Below are 20,278 nucleotides of genomic sequence, written 5' to 3' on the forward strand. Positions count from 1 at the left end.
TGGTGCAGCGCGGGGAGAAAAGCGGGAAATGGTGGAGCCTAGCGGGATCGAACCGCTGACCTCCTGCATGCCATGCAGGCGCTCTCCCAGCTGAGCTAAGGCCCCACATTTCCGATGTTTCGCCCTGGGAAGGCGAACCGTCCGCGGCGTCTGTATCGCCGGGAGCCGCGCCTCTAAGGGAGGCCCGGACGGCTGGCAAGACCATTTTTTCCTGCCAGCCGATTTTTTTGCCGCGGCCCTCGCAACCAGGCCAAAGCCGCGGCGCAGGGCGCTTCGGGCCGAAGCCGTCGCGCCGGCAAGGCGTCAGGCCTCGTCGTCCTCGCCTTCGTGCCCGGCGACGCCGAGATCGTCGTCACCGCCGAGATCGACGTCGTTGTCGGGCGAATCGCCGTCCTCGTCGATGTCGAGATCCTCGTCGGCCAGATCGACGTCGGGATCGGCGACGACCTTCTCCTTCTGGATCTCCTCGTAGGGGATCGGCTGCTTCGACTTGAGCACCGGCTCGGGATTCCACGAATACTTGCACTCGACGCAAGTGACCGGATCGTCCTTGCCGAGGTCGTAGAAGCGGGTGCCGCACTTCGGACAGCCGTGCTTGGCGCCCCATTCAGGCTTGACCATGAAAATTCCTCAAGTCTTGCCCCGGACGCCAGAAACCGGCCCGGGCTGCAGATACCAGTGCTTGATGGTCCCGCTCACCGGCGAAATCAAGGATGCGCGAAATCGACGATGCGGGGGAATCAAGAGCGGCGCGCGCCTTGCCATAGCGGCGTGGCGCTGTCAAAAGCCGCGCGCTTTTCCCCGCACACCCAGCCGGAAAGACCATAGGCTCCCCGTGTCGTCCCACGATCCCGCGCAGATGCGCCCCCGCCGCTTCACCGCCCTCGGCCCGCTTACCGGCCGTATCCGCGTGCCCGGCGACAAGTCGATCAGCCACCGCTCGATCATGCTCGGCGCGCTCGCGGTGGGCGAGACCACCGTCACCGGCCTGCTCGAAGGCGAGGACGTGCTCTCGACCGCGGCGGCGATGCGCGCGATGGGCGCCACGATCGAGCGCGACGCGCTCGGCACCTGGCACGTCCACGGCGTCGGCGTCGGCGGGCTGCTCCAGCCGCAGACCGCGCTCGACATGGGCAATTCGGGCACCTCGACCCGGCTGCTGATGGGTCTCGTCGCCAGCCATCCGATCACCGCCACCTTCATCGGCGACGCCAGCCTGTCGAAGCGGCCGATGGGCCGGGTGATCGAACCGCTCTCGCAGATCGGCGCGAGCTTCACCGCCACGCCGGGCGGACGCCTGCCGCTGACCCTGACCGGCGTGCAGCCGGCGATCCCGATCAGCTACCGCCTGCCCGTCGCGTCGGCCCAGGTGAAAAGCGCGGTGCTGCTCGCCGGGCTCAACACCGCAGGCGTCACCACGGTGATCGAGCCGGTGCCGACCCGCGACCATTCCGAACGCATGCTCAAGGGCTTCGGCGCGGAACTTCACGTCGAAGTCGAAGCCGACGGGACCCGCGTGATCCGCCTGACCGGAGAGGCCGAGCTGAAGCCGCAGGCGATCGAGGTGCCGGGCGATCCGTCCTCCGCGGCATTCTTCGTGGTGGCCGCGCTGCTCGCACCCGGCTCCGACCTCGTGATCGAGAACGTCGGGCTCAATCCCACCCGCGCCGCACTGTTCGACGTGCTGCGCCTGATGGGCGGTGCGATCGAGGAACTGGACCGGCGCGACGTCGGCGGCGAGCCCGTGGCCGACTTGCGCGTGCGCCATTCGCTGCTGACCGGCATCGAGGTCGATCCTGCGGTGGTGCCGAGCATGGTCGATGAATTTCCGGTGCTGTTCGTCGCCGCCGCGCTGGCGCAGGGCCGCACCGTGACCCGGGGCCTCGAAGAACTGCGCGTCAAGGAAAGCGATCGCATCGCGGTGATGCGCGCCGCGCTCGACCTTGCCGGCGCGCGGGTGACCGAGACCGAGGATGGCCTGATCATCGACGGCACCGGCGGCGAGCCGCTTGCCGGCACGCCCGAAGGCGCAAGCATCGCCACCCACCTCGACCACCGCATCGCGATGAGCATGGCGGTCGCAGGGCTCGCCAGCGGCGGCGGCGTCGAGGTCGACGATACCCGGCCGATCGCGACCAGCTTCCCGGTGTTCGAGCAGCTGCTCGCCACCGCCACCGCCACCGCCAGCGCCAGCGAACCTGCATGATCATCGCGGTCGACGGTCCCACCGCCTCGGGCAAGGGCACGATCGCCAGGGCGCTCGCCGCGCACTTCGGCCTGCCGCATCTCGATACCGGCCTGCTCTACCGCGCGGTGGGCCGCCAGGTGTTCCTCGATGGCGGCGATCCCGACGACAGCGGCGATGCCCTTGCCGCGACCAGCTTTCCCGAAGCGCTGCTCGACGATCCCGAACTGCGCTCGGAAGTGACCGGCGGGCTCGCCAGCCGCGTCTCGGTCCACCCATCGGTGCGCGCCGCGCTGCTCGAACGCCAGCAGGCCTTCGCCGGCCAGCCGGGCGGCGCCGTGCTCGACGGGCGCGACATCGCCACGGTGATCGCGCCCCATGCCGATGCCAAGCTGTTCGTCACCGCCAGCGTCGCCGCGCGCGCGCTGCGCCGCTGGCTCGAGATGAAGGGCCGCGGCGAGGACGTCGCGCGCGAGGCGATCGAAGCCGACCTCGCCGCGCGCGACGAGCGCGACCGCACCCGCGCGCAGGCCCCGTTGCGCCAGGCGGAAGGGGCCGCCCTGCTCGATACCTCCGCGCTGCCGCCCGAAGCCGCCATTGCGGCCGCGATCGCGCTTGTCGAAAAGCAGCTTGCTGCGCATGGCTGACGCGCAAGGTCTGGTTGGTTTCGGCTACCGCCCGTCCGCGTAGGAACCCCTAGCCCCCGGGCAAGGGGTGAAACCCCGCCGCAAGTCCCCGTTCTTCCCGACCGGTAGTTAACGCAAGGCTGGAGACGGATCATGTTTCTCGACATCGGCAGCGACGCGCAGGACTTCGATCTCGCCAGCCTGCGCCGCGTCGAACGCATCGGTTTCGAGCTTCCCGTGCGCTGCAAGCACGGCCTCGTCCGGTCGACCGTCATGCTTAAGGACCTCACCCCGTACGGGGCGCGGATCGACGGTCTCGACAAGCAGCGCATCGGCGAACCGCTGACCCTGTTCATTCCCGGGCTTCACGCCAAGACCGCCTTCGTCGTGTGGTCCGAACCGATGTCCTCGGGCCTCGAGTTCGACCATCCGCTGCACCAGGCGGTGTTCGAGACGCTGGTCAGCGACTTCGCCATCGGCCACCATCGCAAGGCCGCGCGCCGCCCCGTGCGCCGCGCCGCCTGAGCGGCCGCCCGACGGTTGCGAAAGGCGCCTGCCACCGCAGCAATGCTTGCCGTTCGCGCCGAAAAGGGCCAATGAGCGAGCCAATGACGGGATCGCAGCTTTCGGACCAACAAGGGCGCGCGGGCACGCGTGCGAGCGGTGCATCCGGCCGGATGCACCACGTCGATGCGGCGCGGGCGCTGTTCCTTCTGCTCGGCATTCCCTTCCACGTCGGCATGATCGCGGTGTTCAACCGCGCGCCGGCGGTCCCCGGCTTCAAGCAGGCGGGCGCGATCGTCTTTTCGCTGACGTTCATCCATGCCTTCCGCATGTTCGCCTTCTTCATGCTGTCGGGCTACTTCGCCGCGATGGTCCGCGAAAAGCGGGGCAAGCGGAGCTGGCTGGAAGACCGCCTGACCCGGCTCGGCTTCCCGCTCGTCGGCAGCCTGTTCACGCTGGGCGTGCTGCAGCACTTCTTCCACCAGGAACTGTTGGGCGAAACGCCCGGCGGCATCCACGGGCTGCCCCTCGCCTTCGATCACCTGTGGTTCCTGTGCGTGCTGCTCGCCTTCGTCGGCACGTTCTACCTCGTTCCGGTCGACCGCCTGCCGGCCGCCGGCAGCCGCTGGGGCAAGGCGATCGGCGAGGCGCTGTGCCTTTCCGGCAAGGGTTGGCTCTCGTTCCTTGCCCTGCTCGCGCTGTGGAGCCTCGGCCAGGGCGCGCTCGAAGACGTCCTGCCCCGCCAGCGCGCGTTCGAGATCGACCTGCTGTGGCAGTACCTGATGCACGCCCCGGCCTTTGCCATCGGCGTGCTCGCCTTCCGGCTGCGCGTGGGCGAGCGCCTGTTCGACCTGCCGGGGAGCCGCCTGCCGCTGCTCGCGGCCGCGCTCGTTCCGCTCTACCTCATGCTCGCCCCGCTGCTGCGCCCGGTGCTGGGGCTGTCGCGCGGGCTTTCGGCGGAATGGAACTTCATCGGCAACCTGATCGAATTGCCCACCGCGCTGGTGCTCTCGCTGCTCGCGCTGCGCCTGCTCGCCCGCGTGGCCGACCGGCCGAGCCGCACCGTCAGCTTCCTCGTCGATGGCGCGATGGCGATCTACCTGTTCCACATGGTCTTCGTGATCGCCACGGTCGCGTGGCTACCGCGCCTGCCGCTGATCCCGGAAATCCAGTGGCTGGCAGGCTCGGCGCTTGTCCTCCTGCTTTCGCTCGCGGCGTTCCTCGCCGTGCGCGGCAATGCGGTGCTTGCGCTGATCTATTGCGGCAAGCCGATCGCCCCGCGCGCACCGGCCGCCGCCCCCGCCTGAGCCGGAACCGGCGATCCGCGCCGCCGGCAGGGGTTGCAATCGCCGCCAAAGTCGCTAAGGGCCACCGCTTCGCGCGCCGGCCGAGCCGATGCGGGGAATCGAAGAAAGCCGGAGGGGCCCCGCAATCCCGCGGATTAGCCAGCAATCGGTTACAGGAATGAAGGACGCGAAAGCATGCCGCTTTACGAGCATGTGTTTCTGGCGCGCCAGGATCTGAGCCAGGCTCAGGTCGATGCGCTTGCCGCCACCGCCACCGAAATCGTCGAGAGCAACAACGGCAAGGTCACCAAGACCGAAACCTGGGGCCTCCGTTCGCTGGCCTACAAGATCCAGAAGAACCGCAAGGCGCACTTCGTGATGCTGAACATCGAAGCGCCGGGCGATGTCATCGCCGAGCTGGAGCGCCAGACCCAGATCAACGAAGACGTGATCCGCTACATGACCGTCCGCGTCGACGAACATGAAGCCGGCCCGTCGGTGATGATGCGCAAGAACGACCGCGAGCGCACCCGCCGCCGCGAACGCGAAGGGGAATAAGACATGGCTCGTCCGTTTTTCCGTCGCCGCAAGAGCTGCCCGTTCTCGGGCAAGAACGCGCCCAAGATCGACTACAAGGACGTGCGCCTGCTCCAGGGCTTCATGTCCGAGCGTGGCAAGATCGTGCCGTCGCGCATCACCGCCGTTTCGGCGAAGAAGCAGCGTGAGCTGGGCCAGGCGATCAAGCGCGCCCGGCACATCGGCCTCCTGCCCTACATCGTGAAGTAAGGAGCGCCAGACATGCAGATCATCCTGCTCGAGCGCATCGAGAAGCTGGGCACCATCGGCGACGAAGTCACCGTCAAGGACGGCTACGCCCGCAACTTCCTGCTGCCCAACAAGAAGGCGCTGCGCGCCAACGAAGCCAACCGCAAGGTCTTCGAAGCCAACCGCGCCCGCATCGAGGCCGAGAACGAAGCCCGCCGCGACGAAGCCAGCAAGGAAGCCGGCAACGTCGAGGGCAAGGAAGTCGTCCTCATCCGCGCCTCGTCGAACGCCGGCCAGCTCTATGGTTCGGTTTCGGTCCGCGACATCGTCGACGCGCTGGTCGAACAGGGCGCCAAGGTGACCAAGGCGATGATCGTGCTCGAACGCCCGATCAAGACCATCGGCGTGTTCGACGTCAAGGTTTCGCTGCACCCGGAAGTGGCGGTGACCGTCAAGGTCAACGTCGCCCGCTCGCCCGACGAAGCCGAACTGCAGTCGCAGGGCGTCGACGTCATGGCGGCGATGTTCGACACCGAGACCGGCGGCTTCACCGAAGCCTACGATCCCAATGCCGAACCGGGCGAAATCCCGGCCGAGCTTCTCGAAGGCGGCGAGGAAGCCGAAGCCTGACCGCTTCGCGCTGACACGGCAAGACATGAAGAGGGCGCTCCGCAAGGGGCGCCCTTTTTTGCGCACAGACGTGCCGCGGCGGACCGGCACGCACCCACCGGCGCGCCAGGACGGTGCGTTTTCGGCTTGAGGCTGCGCCGCGGAGAGCCCAAGACGCGTGTGTTGAGCGGCGCCGGGGTATGACTGTCGTCGAGGGGGGACGACAAGTATGACCTACGCGCGCTTCGGCAGCGAATTCGTGGCCAACCAGACGACGGCAGGAAGCCAGCAGCTCGGCGGGATCCTCGCGCTCGGCGGTGGAAAGTTCGCGGTCGAATACTATGACAGCAGCAATCCCCAGGCGCAGCACTACGATGTCCGCGTGTTCGACGGTGCGACCGGCGGCGCCGAGACCAACCTCGGCAAGTCCGCGCCCGCGATCGTGCTCGCGGACGGACGGCTGGTCGAACTCGTCGTCGACGACGTCGCCTACGGCAAGATCAGCGCGCAGTTCCTGACCTCCTCCTTTGCCGCGAGCGGGAAGCCGGTCGACCTCGTCGTCGATCCGACCGGCGGGTTCTATCGCCTGATTTCGCCCGCCGCGGTCGCGCTCGGGAACGGGGGCTTCGCGATATCGCTCGCGCTCCAGCCGGTCGGTGGCTACACCACGCAGATCTACGCGCAGGTTTTCGATGCCGCAGGAAAGCCGGTCGGCTCGGGCGTCGAAGTCGGCGACGCCGGCATCAACGGCGAGAGCGACATGGCGGTCCTGTCGGACGGGCGCATCGCGGTGTTCAACCACGATGCGCACCAGGTCAGCATATTCGCCGCCGATCTTTCGGGAACGCCGGCGGTTGTAACGATCGACACGACGCAGGCGCAAGGCTCCTCGATCCCCCTTGAGGCGAAGATCGTCGCCTTGAAGAACGGCGCCTTTGCCGTCGTGTGGGACGAGAACCTCTCCTCGGGCGGATACATCTCGATCGGCGCGCTGCACGCCCAGGTTTTCGACGCAGCGGGCAAGGCGGCGAGCGAGGACATCGTCGTCAGCCCGACCGGCCCGGCCAAGGTCGATTCGTTCGACCTCGCCGCGCTGCCCAACGGCGATTTCGCGATTGCCTGGGCGAAGCGGATCGGCGACGGCTCGGACATCGCGCTGCGCACCTTCAATGCTTCGGGAGACGAGATCGGTCTCGAGCAGGTCGTCAACACCACCACCACCGGCCTGCAGTACAATCCCCGGATCGGTGTGCTCGCCAACGGCAGCATGGTGATCGGCTGGACCGACGCGAGCAGTTCCGCCGATCCGTTCGTGTCCGGCGATGTCCGCATGCAGGTCCTCGCCTCCCACGCAGGGCGGACCTACACCGGAACCGGGGGCGCCGACATGCTGACCGGCACGGGCAAGGACGACACGCTGATCGGGCTTGCCGGGAACGACGTGCTCGACGGCAGGGGCGGCTTCGACACTGTGAGTTATGCCGCGGCGGGCGCGGGGGTCGTCGTGTCGCTCGCGGCGACGGTCGCGCACGACACGATCGGCGCAGGGGTGGACAAGCTGGTCTCGATCGAGGGGCTGATCGGCTCGGCGTTCGACGACCGGCTCGGCGGCAACAGCGCCGCCAACGTCCTGTCGGGCGGCGCGGGAGCCGACACCCTGCGGGGCCTTGGCGGCAACGACCGGCTGGAAGGTGGGCTGGGCAACGATACGCTCGATGGTGGCGCGGGAGCCGACCTGATGATCGGCGGGCGGGGCAGCGACACGTATTACGTCGACAACGCAGGCGACGTCGTGATCGAATCGAGCTTTCGCGACCCCGTCAGCGGCAAGCCGCTGGGGGGCAACGACCGGGTCGTCTCTTCGGTCGATTACCGCCTTCCCGACCTGGTCGAAAGGCTGACGCTGACCGGATCGGCGGACCTTCACGCGTTCGGAAACGGCCTCGACAATGTCATCGTCGGCAACAGTGGCGACAATTTCATCTTCGGCGCCGGCGGCAGCGATCGCCTGACCGGCGGCGGTGGGGCCGATACGTTCGAGCTGATCCAGCTTGGCAGGGGCGCTCCCACCATCACCGACTTCACCCCCGGCACCGATCACCTCGCGCTCAAGGCGTTCTTCGCGTTCTACGACCGCGAGGGGAGCACCTTGTCCGATGCCGAGCTGGCGTATGGCACCAAGGCCAGGACGCCGGACCAGCACCTGATCTACAACGCCACGACCGGGACGCTGTTCTACGACCCGGATGGTTCGGGCGCGCAGGCGCAGTTTCGCATCGCCGTGCTCGAAAACCATGCCGACCTCCACGGCAGCGACATCGTGGTCATCTGAAAGGGCAGCGGGGCTTCTTCCCACGGTCATCGAGCCCCGCTAAACCCGATGCGATGCACGATATCGCCAAGATCCTCTCCGACCTGTCCCACGTCTACGCCCAGTCGGTGGCCCGGCTGCGCGAGGACATCGCGCGGTTTGCCGAAGACGGCGCGCTGCCGCCCGCCTCGCGCCGGCACGATGGCAGCTACTGCTATCCCGAGCTGCGCATCCGCCTGGCGAGCGAGCCCGACAACGTCTCGACCGGGCGCTCGTTCGGGCGGCTGACGCAGCGCGGCACTTATGCCTGCACCGTCACCCGGCCCGACCTTTTCGCCGACTACCTTGCCGAGCAGCTCGAGCTGATCTGCGGCGGCTACGAGGTCTCGGTCACCGTTGCCGCCTCGCGCCAGGAGATCCCCTTTCCCTACGTGCTCGACGGCGCCTCGGCGGCGCAGATCGGGAAGGTCACCCCGCAGGAGCTGGCGCGCCACTTCCCCGCGACCGAGCTTGCCCACATCGGCGACGAGATCGCCGACGGCGATTACCTCACCGGCGACGGCCCGCTGCCCCTCTCGCTGTTCGACGGCCTTCGCACCGATTTCAGCCTCGCCCGCCTTGCCCACTATACCGGCACCCGACCCGAGGACTTCCAGAAGTACGTGCTCTTCACCAATTACCACCGCTACGTCGACGAGTTCGTCGACTGGGCCGCGCGCCAGCTCGACGGCGAAGCCTATGTCGCGCTGTCGGGCGCGGGCGGGCTCTACCTCGACGCCCACACCGACGATGCCCGGGCGCGGCTGTCGGACACCGCCTGGCGGCGCCACCAGATGCCCGCCTACCACCTGATCGCGCCGGACAAGTCGGGGATCACGCTGGTCAACATCGGCGTCGGCCCGTCGAACGCCAAGACGATCTGCGACCACTTGGCCGTGCTGCGGCCTGAGGCCTGGCTGATGATCGGCCACTGCGGCGGCCTGCGCCCCACGCAGAAGATCGGCGACTACGTGCTCGCCCATGCCTACTTGCGCGACGACCACGTGCTCGACCCCGTGCTGCCGCCCGAAATCCCGATTCCCGCCATCGCCGAAGTCCAGGTCGCGCTGGCACAGGCGGCCGAGATGGTCAGCGGCAGCGGCGGCGCCGACCTCAAGACGCGGATGCGCACCGGCACGATCGTGACCACCGACGACCGCAACTGGGAGCTGCGCATCTCGCAGACCGCCAAGCGGCTGAGCCTGTCGCGCGCAGTCGGCATCGACATGGAAAGCGCCACCATCGCCGGCCAGGGCTATCGCTTCCGCGTGCCCTACGGGACGCTGCTGTGCGTCTCGGACAAGCCGATCCACGGCGAGATCAAGCTGCCGGGCCAGGCCAACCGCTTCTACGAGGAGGCGATCGCCGGCCACCTCGCCATCGGCACGACCACCTGCGCGCTGCTCAAGGCGCAAGGCGCGCGGCTGCACAGCCGCAAGCTGCGCGCGTTCAACGAGCCGCCGTTCCGCTGACGCGGCTGCGGCGAATCGCGACGCCGCGGTGGCCCAGCGGCGCCAAGTTGACACAGTTGACACAGTCCCGGGAGGAAAGGCGCGGGGCTGTGGCGCGGGTTGCGACGGCCGCTTGCCGGTGCGTCGGGAGAGCGCAAGTTAACACAGTTGACACGGTCCTGCGCAAAAACCGGGGGCTTGCGCCGGGCGCGGTCATAGCATTGATTTTCAGAGAAAATTCGAGGTCCTGCAGCGAACCCGGACGAGGAGCCCCCCACCCCCGGCCCCTCCCCGCCGGGGAGGGGGGAAGTCAGGTGCGCGCCCTCCCCGCCGGGGAGAGAGGAAGTCGAGTGCGTGATCGCAGGGCGCGCGCGGTGGAGCATGCGCGCATAATGCCCTGCTTGTCCGATGTAGGACAGCGCGTCCGGTCGAAGCGCAGCCCGGTCGTCCCTCCCCGGGCACCCCCGGGAGCGGGTCTTGCGTTCAGCGCGAGGCGGCGCTGGCGAGCTGGGGCGCGCGGCCGGGGGTGAAGGCTTCGCTGCCGATCGTGTCGAGCGCGAGGCCGAAGCTCTTGACCACGAGCGCGAAGACCGAGGGCTTGATCCCTTCGCCGGTGACGACGTCCCAGGTCATGTTGACCGACTTGTCCTCGCCCACCGAGACCGCGCCGAAGCGGTTGTCGCGGACGAAGGCGGCCGCCTTCTGGGCATCGAACGGCCGGTCGGGCACGAAGCTCGCGTTGAACTGGAGCGACTGGCAGCCTTCATGGGTGATCTCGTTGCAGTCGTAGAACACGACCTGCGTGCGCCAGCCGCCGATGTCGGCCTTGACCAGCGGATCGCCGGAGGAATCGGCGACCAGCTGGGCTTCGTGACCGAGGCTTTCGAGCGCCGCGACGACGCTTTGCGGCTGCATCGCCGAGACGGTGACGGGCGCGCTTTCGGCGACGCTGCGGGGTGCGGGAACGGGAACTGCGGCAGGCTCGGCTGCATGGGCGGCGAAGGGCAGCACCAGGGCGCCGGACGCAATGAGCCTGCAGATCGAGTCGATGGTCGACTTCATCAGGGGCATCCTCGAATTTTTTTATTGTGCCCCCAGCGTCTCACAAACGAAGGGGCGCGGCAAGCACCTTGATCGGCCTGCCGCGCCCCACCGGAACGTTGAATTTACGGGACTTTTACCAGCCGCAGTCCTTGCCCTTGTTCTGCGCGGCAAGCCACTTCTGCAGCGGCGCGAAGTAGCGAATCATCGCCCCGCCGCTCATCTCGCGGCTGCCGGTGAAGACCTCGAGCGCATCGGGCCAGGGCTTGGAGGCGCCCATCGACAGCATCGCGTCGAGCTTCCTGCCCACTTCCTTGTTGCCGTAGAAGCTGCAGCGGTGGAGCGGACCCTTCCAGCCCGCCTGCTTGCACGCCGCCTCGAAGAACTGGAACTGCAGCACGCGGGCAAGGAAGTAGCGCGTATAGGGGACGTTGCCGGGAATGTGGAACTTCGCGCCCGGATCGAAGGCATCGGCGCCGCGCTCGGCCGGCGGCACGAGGCCCTGGTACTTGAGCCGCATGTCATTCCATGCGGATTCGTAGTTCGCGGGCTTGATCGAGCCGTCCATCACGCCCCAGCGCCAGCGGTCGATCAGCAGGCCGAAGGGCAGGAAGGCGACCTTGTCCATCGCCTGGCGCAGCAGCAGGCCGGTGTCCTTGGACGCCGGCGGCACCTTGGCGCGATCGAGCAGGCCGATCTGGACGAGGTATTCAGGCGTGATCGACAGCGCGATGAAATCGCCGATCGCCTCGTGGAAGCCGTCGTTGGCGCCGTTGAGGTAGAGCGTGTCCTGCTTGTTGTAGGCGCGCTGGTAGTAGTTGTGGCCAAGCTCGTGGTGGATCGTGGTGAAGTCGTCGCCGTTCACCTTGATGCACATCTTGATGCGCAGGTCGTCCTTGTTGTCGATGTCCCAGGCCGAGGCGTGGCAGACGACTTCGCGGTCCTGCGGCTTCACGAACTGCGAGCGCTGCCAGAAGCTGTCGGGCAGTGGCGCGAAGCCGAGCGAGGAATAGAAGTTCTCGCCCGCCTTGACCATCTTCGTCGCATCGTAGCCCTTGGCCTTGAGCAGTTCGCCGACGTCGTAGCCGATGTCACCGGCGCCCGCCGGCGCGACGATGTCGTAGATGTTGCCCCATTCCTGCGCCCACATGTTGCCGAGCAGGTCGGCGCGGATCGGCCCGGTCTTCGCCTGCACGGCATCGCCGTACTTCTCGTTGAGCTTGGTGCGGGTGTAGCAATGCAGCTGCTCGTAGAGCGGCTTCACCTCGCCCCAAATCTTCTCGGTGAGCGCGGCGAAGGCTTCGGGCGTCATGTCGTAGTTCGAGCGCCACAGCGCGCCGGTATCGGCAAAGCCCAGTTCGGCGGCGCCGGCGTTGGAGATTTCCATCATCCGCGCGTAGTCGGCCTTCATCGGCTTGCCGACGTTGTCGTGCCAGCTGAGCCACATCTCCTTGAGCTCGTCCGGGTTGCGGTTCTCGCCCATCGCCGCTTCGATGTCGCTGCCGTTGATCGGCTGCCCCTTCAGCGTGCCCTTGCCCTTGCCGTACATGCCCTGGATGCGCGCCTGGAGCGTGGCGAATTCCTCGGCCGCGCCGGGCGTGGTCGGCGCAGGCGACGTGATCTGCGTGCGCATGATCGTCAGCTTGCGCGCAAGCTCGGGCGAAATGCCGCCGGCCCTCGCGTAATCGGCAGCCTGCTTGGCCTGCGCGACCTGGAGCTTGTTGATCGAGGCGTTGGATTCGGCGGCGAGCGCCTCGGTGTCGTCGGTGATGTAGGTCTCGTAGATCCACTCGTTGCGGCCGGCGCGCACCGTCGCGTCGTAAAGCTCCTGCTCGGCCGACTTCACCCAGTCGGGCGCCGACGTCGGAGCGGGCGCCGCAGCGGAGGGGGGCGCGCTTTGCGCGGCGGCGGGAACGGCAAGGCTCGCCGCGGCGAGCGCGAGCACGGAAACGAGCGACTTCATCGAAACACTCCCCAAGGGCATCGGCGCCGGGCTCTCCCGCGCGGCGCTACCTGTCCTTGGTTAACCGGTGCCTTCCCGAGGTCAAGTGGTGAGGAATGAAACCATTTCGCGGCCCATCTCGGGCATGGTGACGCTGCTCATGTGCGTGCCGGGGATCGTGGCGCGCACGGCGTGCGGCAGCGCCTCGGCCAGCCGGTCGGCGTTGCCGTTGTCGTTGTCCTTGTCGCCGCAGAGCACCAGCGTGGGCATCGATATCGCCGAAAGCTGCGCGGGGTCGGTGTCCTCCATCGTCTGCAGCAGCAGCCGGGCGGCGGCGCGGTCGACCTGCATCGTCTTCAGGAACTGCTGCGAGACATAGGCCGGGTCGCCCGGGCGGATCGTGCCGAAGCGGTCGATCACGTCGAGGAAGAAGTCCTGCCGCCGCGCCCAGCCGGCGAGCCCTTCGAGCCCCATGCCGGCGAGGATCAGCTTGCGCGGGCGCAGGCCGGCGATCACCGCGCGCGCCGAGGTGCGCGAACCCAGCGAAAATCCGGCGAGGTCGAAGTCGTCGAGCCCGAGGTGGGCGACGAGCGCTTCGAGATCGCGGGCAAGCACGTCGGGCGGATAGGCGGCCGGATCGTGGGGCGCGGCGCTGTCCCCATGGACGCGCAAGTCGGGCATCAGGCATTCGAACCCGGCCGCGACGAGCTGCGCGGCGGTGCCGAACTTGACCCAGTTGACGTGGGCCGAGGAGAACAGCCCGTGCAGCAGGACCAGCGGACGGCCGGATCCCGCGCGATGGAGCGCAAGGCGCGCTCCGCCGAAGCCTTCGTAATATTCGGTGGTGACGTCCATCAGTTGAGCAACTTGATCCCCGAGGCCAGCAGGACAGCCGCCAGCGCAGGTCGCAGGATATGGTCGGGCGAGCGCGTCGACAACAGGCTTCCTGCCGCCACCCCCGGAATCGAGCCGAGTAGCAGGGCAAGCAGCAGCACGGGGTCGACACCGCCGATCAGCCAGTGGCCGAAGCCTGCGACCATCGTCAGCGGCACGGCGTGGGCGATGTCGGTGCCGACGATGCGCGAGACGCGAAGCGCGGGGTAGAGCATCAGCAGCGCGGTCACGCCGATCGCGCCCGCGCCGACCGACGAGACCGAGACCGCCCCGCCGAGCAGGGCGCCGAGCGCGATCGTTGGCAGGAGCGCGCGCGAGTCCTTGAGCCGTTCGTGGCCCCGGGCGAAGCGGACGATCTGCTTCTGGAACAGCGTGGCGACCGCGGTGATGACGAGCATGACGCCGAGCACGGTCAGGATGACCTGGCTGGTGTCCTTGCCGAACCTGCCGAAGATCGAGACCGCCGCGAGCGTCACGATGGCGGCCGGCACGCTGCCCATGGCGAGGCGGCGCATGATCTTCCAGTCGACGCTTTCGTGGCGGTTGTGGACGAACGAGCCGAAGATCTTGGTGATCGAGGCGAAGAGCAGGTCGGTGCCGACCGCGGTGCCGGGATTGACGCCGAAGATCAGCACCAGGATCGGCGTCATCAGCGATCCGCCGCCGACGCCGGTCAGGCCGACCAGCGTGCCGACCAGCAATCCGGCGACGGCATGAGCCGCGTCGAGGTGTTCAAGCATCTGTCCCCCTCGGTCCCGTGGTCGGGTCCCTCAAGCCGGTTCGCCATAGGGGTTCAAGGCGCGCGCCCGCAATGGGCGTGGCGACAATCTCTGGTTTGCCGGCAGGGACGCCAGCTTTAGCGCGAGGACGGCTCAGTCGGGCACCGGCAGGCCTGCCGCCTTCCAGCGCTCGGCGATGCTGGGCGTGGTCTCGCTGCGGTGGCGCGGCAGGGCGGTAGTGTCGAGCCAGGCTTCGTGCAGGCTCTCGGCGCCGGCGTGGGCCACCGGGCGGAAGCGCGCGGGATCGTCGAACGAGCCGACGGTCAGGTCCATGCCCTCGCCGTCGTTGAAGACGAAGCCGAGCGGCGTGCCGCAGGTGCTGCAGAACGGGCGGCGGGCGATGGGAGAGGACTGGTACCAGTCGGGCTGGTGGTGCCAGGCGACATCCGCCGCCTTGACCTGGACGAAGGCCGCCGCGACGCCGCCGGTCGCGCGCTGGCACATGCGGCAGTGGCAGAAGTAGGCGTCGTTGCCTTCCAGCGCCACGGTGTAGCGGATGCGGCCGCACTGGCAGCCGCCGGTCGTCGTCTCACGCATCGGGCAAGGTTAGCGGACGCCGCAGCGCCCGCCAACCGTGCTTGCGATCAGCCCTTCTTGAGGTGACGCCGGCCGAGCAGTTCGGCGATCTGCACCGCGTTCAATGCCGCACCCTTGCGCAGGTTGTCCGACACGCACCAGATGTTGAGGCCGTTGTCGATCGTGCTGTCCTCGCGCACGCGGGACACGAAAGTGGCGAAATCGCCGACGCATTCGATCGGGGTGACGTATCCGCCGTCCTCGCGCTTGTCGATCAGCATGACGCCCGGCGCCTCGCGCAGGATGTTCTGGGCGTCTTCAGCCGAAAGCTCGTTCTCGAACTCGATGTTGATCGCCTCGGAGTGGCCGACGAAGACCGGCACGCGCACGCAAGTGGCGACGACCTTGACCTTGGGATCGAGGATCTTCTTGGTTTCGGCCACCATCTTCCATTCTTCCTTGGTCGAACCATCATCCAGGAAGACGTCGATGTGCGGAATCACGTTGAAGGCGATCTGCTTGGTGAACTTCTTGGGCTCGACCGGATCGCCGACGAAGATGGCGCGGCTCTGCTCGAACAGCTCGTCCATGCCGTCCTTGCCCGCGCCCGAGACCGACTGGTAGGTCGAGACGACGACGCGCTTGATCTTCGCGGCATCGTGCAGCGGCTTGAGCGCCACGACCATCTGCGCCGTCGAGCAGTTGGGGTTGGCGATGATGTTGCGCGCGGTGTAGCCGTCGATCGCGTCCGGGTTCACTTCGGGCACGATCAGCGGAACGTCCGGGTCCATGCGGTAGAGCGAGGAATTGTCGATCACCACGCAGCCCTGCGACGCGGCCTTGGGCGCGTAGATCTTGGTCGGGCCCGAGCCTGCGGCGAACAGCGCGATGTCCCAGCCGGTGAAGTCGAAGTTTTCGACGTTCTGGACCTTGAGCATCCGGCCGGTGTCGCCGAATTCGATCTCCACGCCCTGCGAGCGCGGCGAGGCGACCGCGGCGATCTCGTCGATCGGAAACTCGCGCTCGGCGAGGATGTTCAGCATTTCGCGGCCCACGTTGCCCGTGGCGCCGACGACGACTACCCGATAACCCATTTCAAGCACTCCTTGGGGTCGTGGCCCTGCCCGCGCGCGTCGCCCGGGCGTCTTGCGGCCGTCCCTTAGCGGCTGGAGGCTTCCAGCCAAGCCAATTGGCCTTTCGGCCATCCAATGTCCCGTTTAATGGCGCTGCCCGGCGCTTGGGGCCGGAGACGCGAAAAAGGCGCCCCGGCCGTTGTGCCAGGACGCCTTTTCACCGGGGTTCGATCCGTTGGGCGTGGGTGGTTTCGCCACCCGTCCTGGTCAACCTTCCGCGTTGGTCTTGGTGACCTTGCGTTCGGCGATACGCGCCGATTTGCCGGTCCGACCGCGCAGATAGTAGAGCTTCGCACGGCGCACGACGCCCCGGCGAACGACGGTAATCGAATCGATGTTGGGCGAATACAGCGGGAACACGCGCTCCACGCCTTCGCCGAACGAGATCTTGCGAACGGTGAAGTTCGAGCCGAGGCCGCGGTTCGAACGCGCGATGCACACGCCTTCGTAAGCCTGGACGCGGGTACGCTCGCCTTCGACGACGCGCACGCCGACGCGCACGGTGTCGCCCGCACGGAAGTCCGGGATTTCCTTCTTCGCCTTGAACTCGGCGATGGCTTCAGCTTCAAGCTGCTGAATCAGGTTCATTTTTCAATCGTCCTGCACTTCGTGCCGCGCACCAGAGGCAGACTGGACCCGAGCGCCGGTGTGGCGCTCCCAAAGGTCCGGCCTGCGTAGCCGTGTATCGATCTCGGACTGTGACTTGCGCCAAGCCGCGATCTTCGCATGATCCCCCGATCGCAGCACTTCAGGGATCGTGCGCCCTTCCCACTCAGCGGGCCGGGTGTAGTGCGGGTATTCGAGGAGACCGTTCTCGAACGACTCCTCATGCCCGCTTGAAGGCGCGCCCATTACGCCGGGAAGCAGCCGAATGCAAGCATCGAGCAGCATCAGCGCGGCGCATTCCCCGCCCGAGAGCACTATGTCGCCGACCGACACTTCCTCGACGTTGCGGCCTTCGAAGATGCGCTCGTCGAAACCCTCGAAGCGCCCGCAGACGAGGATGACGCCGGGGCCTTGCGCGAGTTCGCGCACACGGGCCTGAGTGAGCGGCTTGCCGCGGGGGGTAAGCGCGATGACCGGGCGGTCCAGAACCTCCCCCACACGGGGAGGGGGACCATCCGCAGGATGGTGGAGGGGGTTGTCCGACTGGCGTCGCGTTTCGGGGAGAGCCCCCTCCACCGCCTGCCCTGAGCTTGTCGAAGGGCTGCTTTTGCCTTCGTCGTGCAGCGCAAGGTCCGAAGAACAAGGCAGCCCTTCGACAGGCTCAGGGCGGACGGGTCTGGGATGCCGCGCCGGGTCGCGCGCGTGGTCGATGGCTTTTGCCAGCACATCGACGCGCAGCACCATCCCCGCGCCGCCGCCTGCGGGCGTGTCGTCCACGGTCTTGTGCTTATCGATGGCGAAGTCGCGGATCTGCACCGCGTCCATCGCCCACGTCCCTTCACGCAACGCGCGCCCGGCAAGGCTGACGCCGAGGGGACCGGGGAACATCTCGGGATAGAGCGTGAGGACGGTGGCGAGGAAGGTCATGATCTCTTTCGAAGAAACGTCAACGTTAGGATTGCGGCAGGAACACCAGCAATCAGCGCCGCCAGAAACGCAAAGCCAACAAACATTCCGATCACCAACAGCGTCATGCCATCGGCGTCGAGTCCACGACTGGGCCTATTCCATATCCAGAGCAACGCCAGCGGATAGATGAGCGAAAAGCAAAGCGGCACGGCGAAACCGCTTATCAGCGCGATCCTCCGCGTAGGTGCAGACGGCCATCGCCAATCTGCAAATAATGCAAGGGACGCTGAAACTATCGCTACCCCAAGCATGCCAGAGAGCATGAGATCCATCACGCCGTCCAGTTCTCGACCACCAACCCCGGCACATCGGCAAAGTCGCTTTCGTTGTCGGTCACCACGATCAGCCCATGCGAAAGCGCATGGGCGGCGATCAGCCGGTCGTAGCTGGCGCGCTTGAAGGGCAACGTCGCGTAGGCTTGGGCTGCCTTGAAATCGAAGTTCAGCACCGGCACTTCCTCGACGAATGCGCGAAGCTGCTCTGTCGCGGGCGGCTTCTCGTTAGCAGAACCATAGGCAACTTCGGCGTAGCAGATTGCCGACGTCACCATTTCACCAGCCTCACACTGCGATGCGCGGGCATAGACGCCTTGGTCATTGTTCATGACCAGCGCGATGATGACATTGCTGTCGAGCAGGTACTTCACGTCTCGTCCTTCGCACCACCCATGCTCCGCAACGGGCGATCTTCGAACACGCGATCTTCCGGACGGATCGGCTTGAGGCTCGTCGCGGAGCCTGCAACCTTGGCGATGTTGAACATGCGGCGGGGCTGCTCAACCGGCTCATAGGAAAGGAACTGACCGTCCTCGACCACGAGGTCCATCTCCATTCCTGCGGAAAGCTTGGTGCCGGATGGAATGCGAACCGCGAGCGAATTCCCTGACTTGAACACCTTGGTGCGATGGCGCTGCTTCTCGACCGCTTTCATCCAAGGCGCCGAACCGAAAACCCTCATGTCGAATTTCTTGCGATCTTCGCCCACTTTTTCGTCTTTGCCCATCATAGCCTCCGTATATACATGCCGTATATACGTAAACGCCGTCGCGCTCAATCCCCGGGTTTGAACGTATAGCTCAGCGATTGCAGCGTGATCGGCCGGGTCGGCGCGAGCGTCAGGGTTCCGGCGATCTTTCCGTTGGCGCAGGGCCAGGTGAAGGCGCCGCTCATCGCGCCGTCGGGCTTCACGGGGGCGGTGGTTTCGCAGAGGCCCGCCTTGGCTCTGGTCTCGGCGAGCACCTTGGCCCAGTTGGCGGCCGTGCGGTCCATCGCGAAGTTCATCGCAACGCGGCCTTGCAGCGGATCGACCGAGCCTGCGGCCCAGACGGCTTGCGCGGCGGCGTAGAAGCTGGCGAGATCGGGCGAGACGGGCTCCTGCCGCCTCGCGATCACGCCCTTTTCGCGCAGCAGCGCGGCCACGTCCCACACCGGCTGGCTGGGGCCGGAATAGGTCCTGTTGGTGAGCGAGAAGAGCGCGACGCCGTATTCGGGCAGGACCATCACGTGGCTGCCATAGCCCGGAAAGCCGCCGCCGTGGGCGAGCACCGTGCCGTAGTCGCAATCGCCGATCACGCGCCAGCCCATGCCGTAGGAGACCGTGCCGGGGCACTGCTTGTCGCCGCCGGTGGCGTAGCGGTGGAACACGGCGGCAAAGTTGAGGCCCTGCGCCATGCGGCGCACGGTGGCGCGGCGTGCGGGGCCTGCCTCGGCATCGTCACGCGGCGGCCAGGCGGAGAGGATGAAGGCGAGCCATTTGGCGTAGTCGGTGGCGCTGACCTCAAGCCCGCCCATGGCGTTGAACGCGCCGTCCTTCATCGTCGGTTCCTGCGCCCAGGCCTCGTTCTCCCAGCGATAGCCGATCGCGCGCTTGTCCTGCGGATGCGCGAGCACGTCGAAGCCGCTCGCGGTCATGCCGAGCGGTCCGAGCAAAGTCTTTTCGACGTAGTTGCGGTAAGGTGCCTTGGTCACGTTGGCGATCACCCGGCCGAGGATGGCGTAGCCGAGGTTGGCGTACTCGTGCTTCATCTCGGGCGCGCGGGTGAAGGGCACGCCGGTGCGCAGCAGCGCGGTGAAGGCGCTTTGCGACAGCGGCGTCTGGCGATCGCCCCAGGGATCATCCGTGACGAAGCCGGCGGTGTGGGTGAGCAGGTCGCGGATGGTGATGCGCGGGGCATCGGCGGTGGGATAGGTCCAGCCGCGCAGTTCGGGGACGTAGCGATCGGCAGGGTCATCGAGCCCGAGGCGGCCTTCGTCGCGCAGGCGCAGGATGGCGAGCGCGGTAAACGCCTTGGTCATCGAGGCGATGCGGAACAGCGTGTCGGGGGTGACGGGGCGTTGCCGCACCGTGTCCTGCACGCCCTCTCCCTTCACGTAGGCAAGGTGGCCGTCCCTGACCACGCCGAAGACCAGCCCGGGGACATGGTTGGCGGCCATCCACTTGGTGAGGATCGCATCGATCTGCGGGTCGAGCGCGGCGAGATCGGGCTGCGCGGCCTGCGCTTGCGCGGCGAGCGGCTGGAGCGCGAGCGCCACCGCCATCAGTCCGCTTGCCTTGCGCATGATCGCCCTCCCCCCTTGGCCGGTCGGAGAGTGGCGCGCGCGGGCGCGAAAAGCCAATGCCTTT

The 20,278-nt window shown here is 67.2% G+C and carries 22 protein-coding genes and 1 tRNA gene; 9 read left to right on the top strand and 14 right to left on the bottom strand.

Features of this window, described 5'->3' with window-relative positions; translation table 11 throughout:
• Window positions 1-29: 29 nt before the first annotated feature.
• Together K3A85_RS00490 and K3A85_RS00495 are read right to left on the bottom strand one after the other, a co-directional pair.
• A tRNA-Ala gene (locus K3A85_RS00490) sits at window positions 30-105 on the bottom strand.
• 198 nt (window positions 106-303) lie between these two features.
• Window positions 304-621 (bottom strand): FYDLN acid domain-containing protein, encoded by a 318-nt coding sequence (locus tag K3A85_RS00495; RefSeq protein WP_225204533.1) that lies wholly within the window; start codon window positions 619-621, stop codon window positions 304-306.
• 238 nt (window positions 622-859) lie between these two features.
• On the opposite strand from K3A85_RS00495, the gene aroA reads away from it, so the two are divergent.
• The 9 genes from aroA to K3A85_RS00540 all read left to right on the top strand — a co-directional run bounded on the left by aroA (window position 860) and on the right by K3A85_RS00540 (window position 9,797).
• Window positions 860-2,206, top strand: coding sequence for a 3-phosphoshikimate 1-carboxyvinyltransferase (gene aroA, locus K3A85_RS00500; RefSeq protein WP_225205979.1), 1,347 nt, complete (start codon window positions 860-862; stop codon window positions 2,204-2,206).
• Window positions 2,203-2,832, top strand: coding sequence for a (d)CMP kinase (locus K3A85_RS00505; protein ID WP_225204534.1), 630 nt, complete (start codon window positions 2,203-2,205; stop codon window positions 2,830-2,832). The genes aroA and K3A85_RS00505 overlap by 4 nt, the downstream gene beginning before the upstream one ends.
• A 132-nt stretch (window positions 2,833-2,964) precedes the next feature.
• Window positions 2,965-3,336 (top strand): hypothetical protein, encoded by a 372-nt coding sequence (locus K3A85_RS00510; protein WP_225204535.1) that lies wholly within the window; start codon window positions 2,965-2,967, stop codon window positions 3,334-3,336.
• Window positions 3,337-3,419: 83 nt separating this feature from the next.
• Window positions 3,420-4,622 carry an acyltransferase family protein gene (locus K3A85_RS00515; RefSeq protein WP_225204536.1) on the top strand — a complete coding sequence of 401 codons (1,203 nt, stop codon included), beginning with the start codon at window positions 3,420-3,422 and terminating at the stop codon, window positions 4,620-4,622.
• 174 nt (window positions 4,623-4,796) lie between these two features.
• On the top strand, window positions 4,797-5,159 hold the full coding sequence (rpsF, locus tag K3A85_RS00520) for a 30S ribosomal protein S6 (RefSeq protein ID WP_225204537.1): 363 nt from the start codon (window positions 4,797-4,799) through the stop codon (window positions 5,157-5,159).
• A gap of 3 nt (window positions 5,160-5,162) precedes the next feature.
• The gene (rpsR, locus tag K3A85_RS00525) at window positions 5,163-5,387 is read left to right on the top strand and encodes a 30S ribosomal protein S18 (protein WP_169492015.1); all 225 of its coding nucleotides are present in this window, start codon (window positions 5,163-5,165) and stop codon (window positions 5,385-5,387) included.
• A gap of 12 nt (window positions 5,388-5,399) precedes the next feature.
• Entirely contained in the window at window positions 5,400-5,996 is a 597-nt protein-coding gene (gene rplI, locus K3A85_RS00530; RefSeq protein WP_225204538.1) for a 50S ribosomal protein L9, read from the top strand.
• Between the two features lie 208 nt (window positions 5,997-6,204).
• Window positions 6,205-8,307 (top strand): calcium-binding protein, encoded by a 2,103-nt coding sequence (locus tag K3A85_RS00535; RefSeq protein ID WP_225204539.1) that lies wholly within the window; start codon window positions 6,205-6,207, stop codon window positions 8,305-8,307.
• On the top strand, window positions 8,304-9,797 hold the full coding sequence (locus K3A85_RS00540; RefSeq protein ID WP_263624639.1) for an AMP nucleosidase: 1,494 nt from the start codon (window positions 8,304-8,306) through the stop codon (window positions 9,795-9,797). Before K3A85_RS00535 ends, K3A85_RS00540 begins: the two co-directional genes overlap by 4 nt.
• Window positions 9,798-10,259: 462 nt before the next feature.
• On the opposite strand, the gene K3A85_RS00545 is transcribed toward K3A85_RS00540, so the two are convergent.
• The 12 genes from K3A85_RS00545 to K3A85_RS00600 form a co-directional block, all read right to left on the bottom strand.
• A complete protein-coding gene (locus K3A85_RS00545) occupies window positions 10,260-10,838 on the bottom strand; it encodes a YbjN domain-containing protein (RefSeq protein WP_225204541.1) in 579 nt (192 codons plus the stop codon).
• Between the two features lie 115 nt (window positions 10,839-10,953).
• Window positions 10,954-12,780, bottom strand: coding sequence for a M2 family metallopeptidase (locus tag K3A85_RS00550; RefSeq protein WP_225204542.1), 1,827 nt, complete (start codon window positions 12,778-12,780; stop codon window positions 10,954-10,956).
• Window positions 12,781-12,861: 81 nt separating this feature from the next.
• Window positions 12,862-13,614: an alpha/beta fold hydrolase gene (locus tag K3A85_RS00555; protein WP_225204543.1), complete on the bottom strand. Its 753-nt coding sequence runs from the start codon at window positions 13,612-13,614 to the stop codon at window positions 12,862-12,864.
• The gene (locus tag K3A85_RS00560) at window positions 13,614-14,393 is read right to left on the bottom strand and encodes a sulfite exporter TauE/SafE family protein (RefSeq protein ID WP_225204544.1); all 780 of its coding nucleotides are present in this window, start codon (window positions 14,391-14,393) and stop codon (window positions 13,614-13,616) included. The genes K3A85_RS00555 and K3A85_RS00560 overlap by 1 nt, the downstream gene beginning before the upstream one ends.
• 132 nt (window positions 14,394-14,525) lie before the next feature.
• Window positions 14,526-14,969, bottom strand: coding sequence for a GFA family protein (locus K3A85_RS00565; RefSeq protein ID WP_225204545.1), 444 nt, complete (start codon window positions 14,967-14,969; stop codon window positions 14,526-14,528).
• 47 nt (window positions 14,970-15,016) lie between these two features.
• Window positions 15,017-16,042, bottom strand: coding sequence for an aspartate-semialdehyde dehydrogenase (locus K3A85_RS00570; protein ID WP_225204546.1), 1,026 nt, complete (start codon window positions 16,040-16,042; stop codon window positions 15,017-15,019).
• 246 nt (window positions 16,043-16,288) lie between these two features.
• Window positions 16,289-16,669: a 50S ribosomal protein L19 gene (rplS, locus tag K3A85_RS00575; RefSeq protein ID WP_169492005.1), complete on the bottom strand. Its 381-nt coding sequence runs from the start codon at window positions 16,667-16,669 to the stop codon at window positions 16,289-16,291.
• A gap of 3 nt (window positions 16,670-16,672) precedes the next feature.
• On the bottom strand, window positions 16,673-17,614 hold the full coding sequence (gene trmD, locus K3A85_RS00580) for a tRNA (guanosine(37)-N1)-methyltransferase TrmD (RefSeq protein ID WP_225204547.1): 942 nt from the start codon (window positions 17,612-17,614) through the stop codon (window positions 16,673-16,675).
• Window positions 17,611-17,928, bottom strand: a complete 318-nt coding sequence (locus K3A85_RS00585) for a hypothetical protein (RefSeq protein WP_225204548.1) — start codon at window positions 17,926-17,928, stop codon at window positions 17,611-17,613. The genes trmD and K3A85_RS00585 overlap by 4 nt, the downstream gene beginning before the upstream one ends.
• Window positions 17,928-18,302: a type II toxin-antitoxin system VapC family toxin gene (locus K3A85_RS00590; RefSeq protein WP_225204549.1), complete on the bottom strand. Its 375-nt coding sequence runs from the start codon at window positions 18,300-18,302 to the stop codon at window positions 17,928-17,930. The genes K3A85_RS00585 and K3A85_RS00590 overlap by 1 nt, the downstream gene beginning before the upstream one ends.
• Window positions 18,299-18,658, bottom strand: a complete 360-nt coding sequence (locus K3A85_RS00595; protein ID WP_225204550.1) for an AbrB/MazE/SpoVT family DNA-binding domain-containing protein — start codon at window positions 18,656-18,658, stop codon at window positions 18,299-18,301. The genes K3A85_RS00590 and K3A85_RS00595 overlap by 4 nt, the downstream gene beginning before the upstream one ends.
• 47 nt (window positions 18,659-18,705) lie before the next feature.
• The gene (locus K3A85_RS00600) at window positions 18,706-20,214 is read right to left on the bottom strand and encodes a serine hydrolase domain-containing protein (protein ID WP_225204551.1); all 1,509 of its coding nucleotides are present in this window, start codon (window positions 20,212-20,214) and stop codon (window positions 18,706-18,708) included.
• Between the last annotated feature and the right edge of the window lie 64 nt (window positions 20,215-20,278).

The sequence above is a fragment of the Novosphingobium huizhouense genome (assembly GCF_020179475.1).
Lineage (GTDB): Bacteria > Pseudomonadota > Alphaproteobacteria > Sphingomonadales > Sphingomonadaceae > Novosphingobium > Novosphingobium huizhouense.

Coding starts and splice junctions, on each gene's coding strand:
- K3A85_RS00495 (WP_225204533.1), bottom strand. CDS start 621: ATGGTCAAGCCTGAATGGGGCGCCAAGCACGGCTGTCCGAAGTGCGGC.
- aroA (WP_225205979.1), top strand. CDS start 860: ATGCGCCCCCGCCGCTTCACCGCCCTCGGCCCGCTTACCGGCCGTATC.
- K3A85_RS00505 (WP_225204534.1), top strand. CDS start 2,203: ATGATCATCGCGGTCGACGGTCCCACCGCCTCGGGCAAGGGCACGATC.
- K3A85_RS00510 (WP_225204535.1), top strand. CDS start 2,965: ATGTTTCTCGACATCGGCAGCGACGCGCAGGACTTCGATCTCGCCAGC.
- K3A85_RS00515 (WP_225204536.1), top strand. CDS start 3,420: ATGACGGGATCGCAGCTTTCGGACCAACAAGGGCGCGCGGGCACGCGT.
- rpsF (WP_225204537.1), top strand. CDS start 4,797: ATGCCGCTTTACGAGCATGTGTTTCTGGCGCGCCAGGATCTGAGCCAG.
- rpsR (WP_169492015.1), top strand. CDS start 5,163: ATGGCTCGTCCGTTTTTCCGTCGCCGCAAGAGCTGCCCGTTCTCGGGC.
- rplI (WP_225204538.1), top strand. CDS start 5,400: ATGCAGATCATCCTGCTCGAGCGCATCGAGAAGCTGGGCACCATCGGC.
- K3A85_RS00535 (WP_225204539.1), top strand. CDS start 6,205: ATGACCTACGCGCGCTTCGGCAGCGAATTCGTGGCCAACCAGACGACG.
- K3A85_RS00545 (WP_225204541.1), bottom strand. CDS start 10,838: ATGAAGTCGACCATCGACTCGATCTGCAGGCTCATTGCGTCCGGCGCC.
- K3A85_RS00550 (WP_225204542.1), bottom strand. CDS start 12,780: ATGAAGTCGCTCGTTTCCGTGCTCGCGCTCGCCGCGGCGAGCCTTGCC.
- K3A85_RS00555 (WP_225204543.1), bottom strand. CDS start 13,614: ATGGACGTCACCACCGAATATTACGAAGGCTTCGGCGGAGCGCGCCTT.
- K3A85_RS00560 (WP_225204544.1), bottom strand. CDS start 14,393: ATGCTTGAACACCTCGACGCGGCTCATGCCGTCGCCGGATTGCTGGTC.
- K3A85_RS00565 (WP_225204545.1), bottom strand. CDS start 14,969: ATGCGTGAGACGACGACCGGCGGCTGCCAGTGCGGCCGCATCCGCTAC.
- K3A85_RS00570 (WP_225204546.1), bottom strand. CDS start 16,042: ATGGGTTATCGGGTAGTCGTCGTCGGCGCCACGGGCAACGTGGGCCGC.
- rplS (WP_169492005.1), bottom strand. CDS start 16,669: ATGAACCTGATTCAGCAGCTTGAAGCTGAAGCCATCGCCGAGTTCAAG.
- trmD (WP_225204547.1), bottom strand. CDS start 17,614: ATGACCTTCCTCGCCACCGTCCTCACGCTCTATCCCGAGATGTTCCCC.
- K3A85_RS00585 (WP_225204548.1), bottom strand. CDS start 17,928: ATGGATCTCATGCTCTCTGGCATGCTTGGGGTAGCGATAGTTTCAGCG.
- K3A85_RS00595 (WP_225204550.1), bottom strand. CDS start 18,658: ATGGGCAAAGACGAAAAAGTGGGCGAAGATCGCAAGAAATTCGACATG.
- K3A85_RS00600 (WP_225204551.1), bottom strand. CDS start 20,214: ATGCGCAAGGCAAGCGGACTGATGGCGGTGGCGCTCGCGCTCCAGCCG.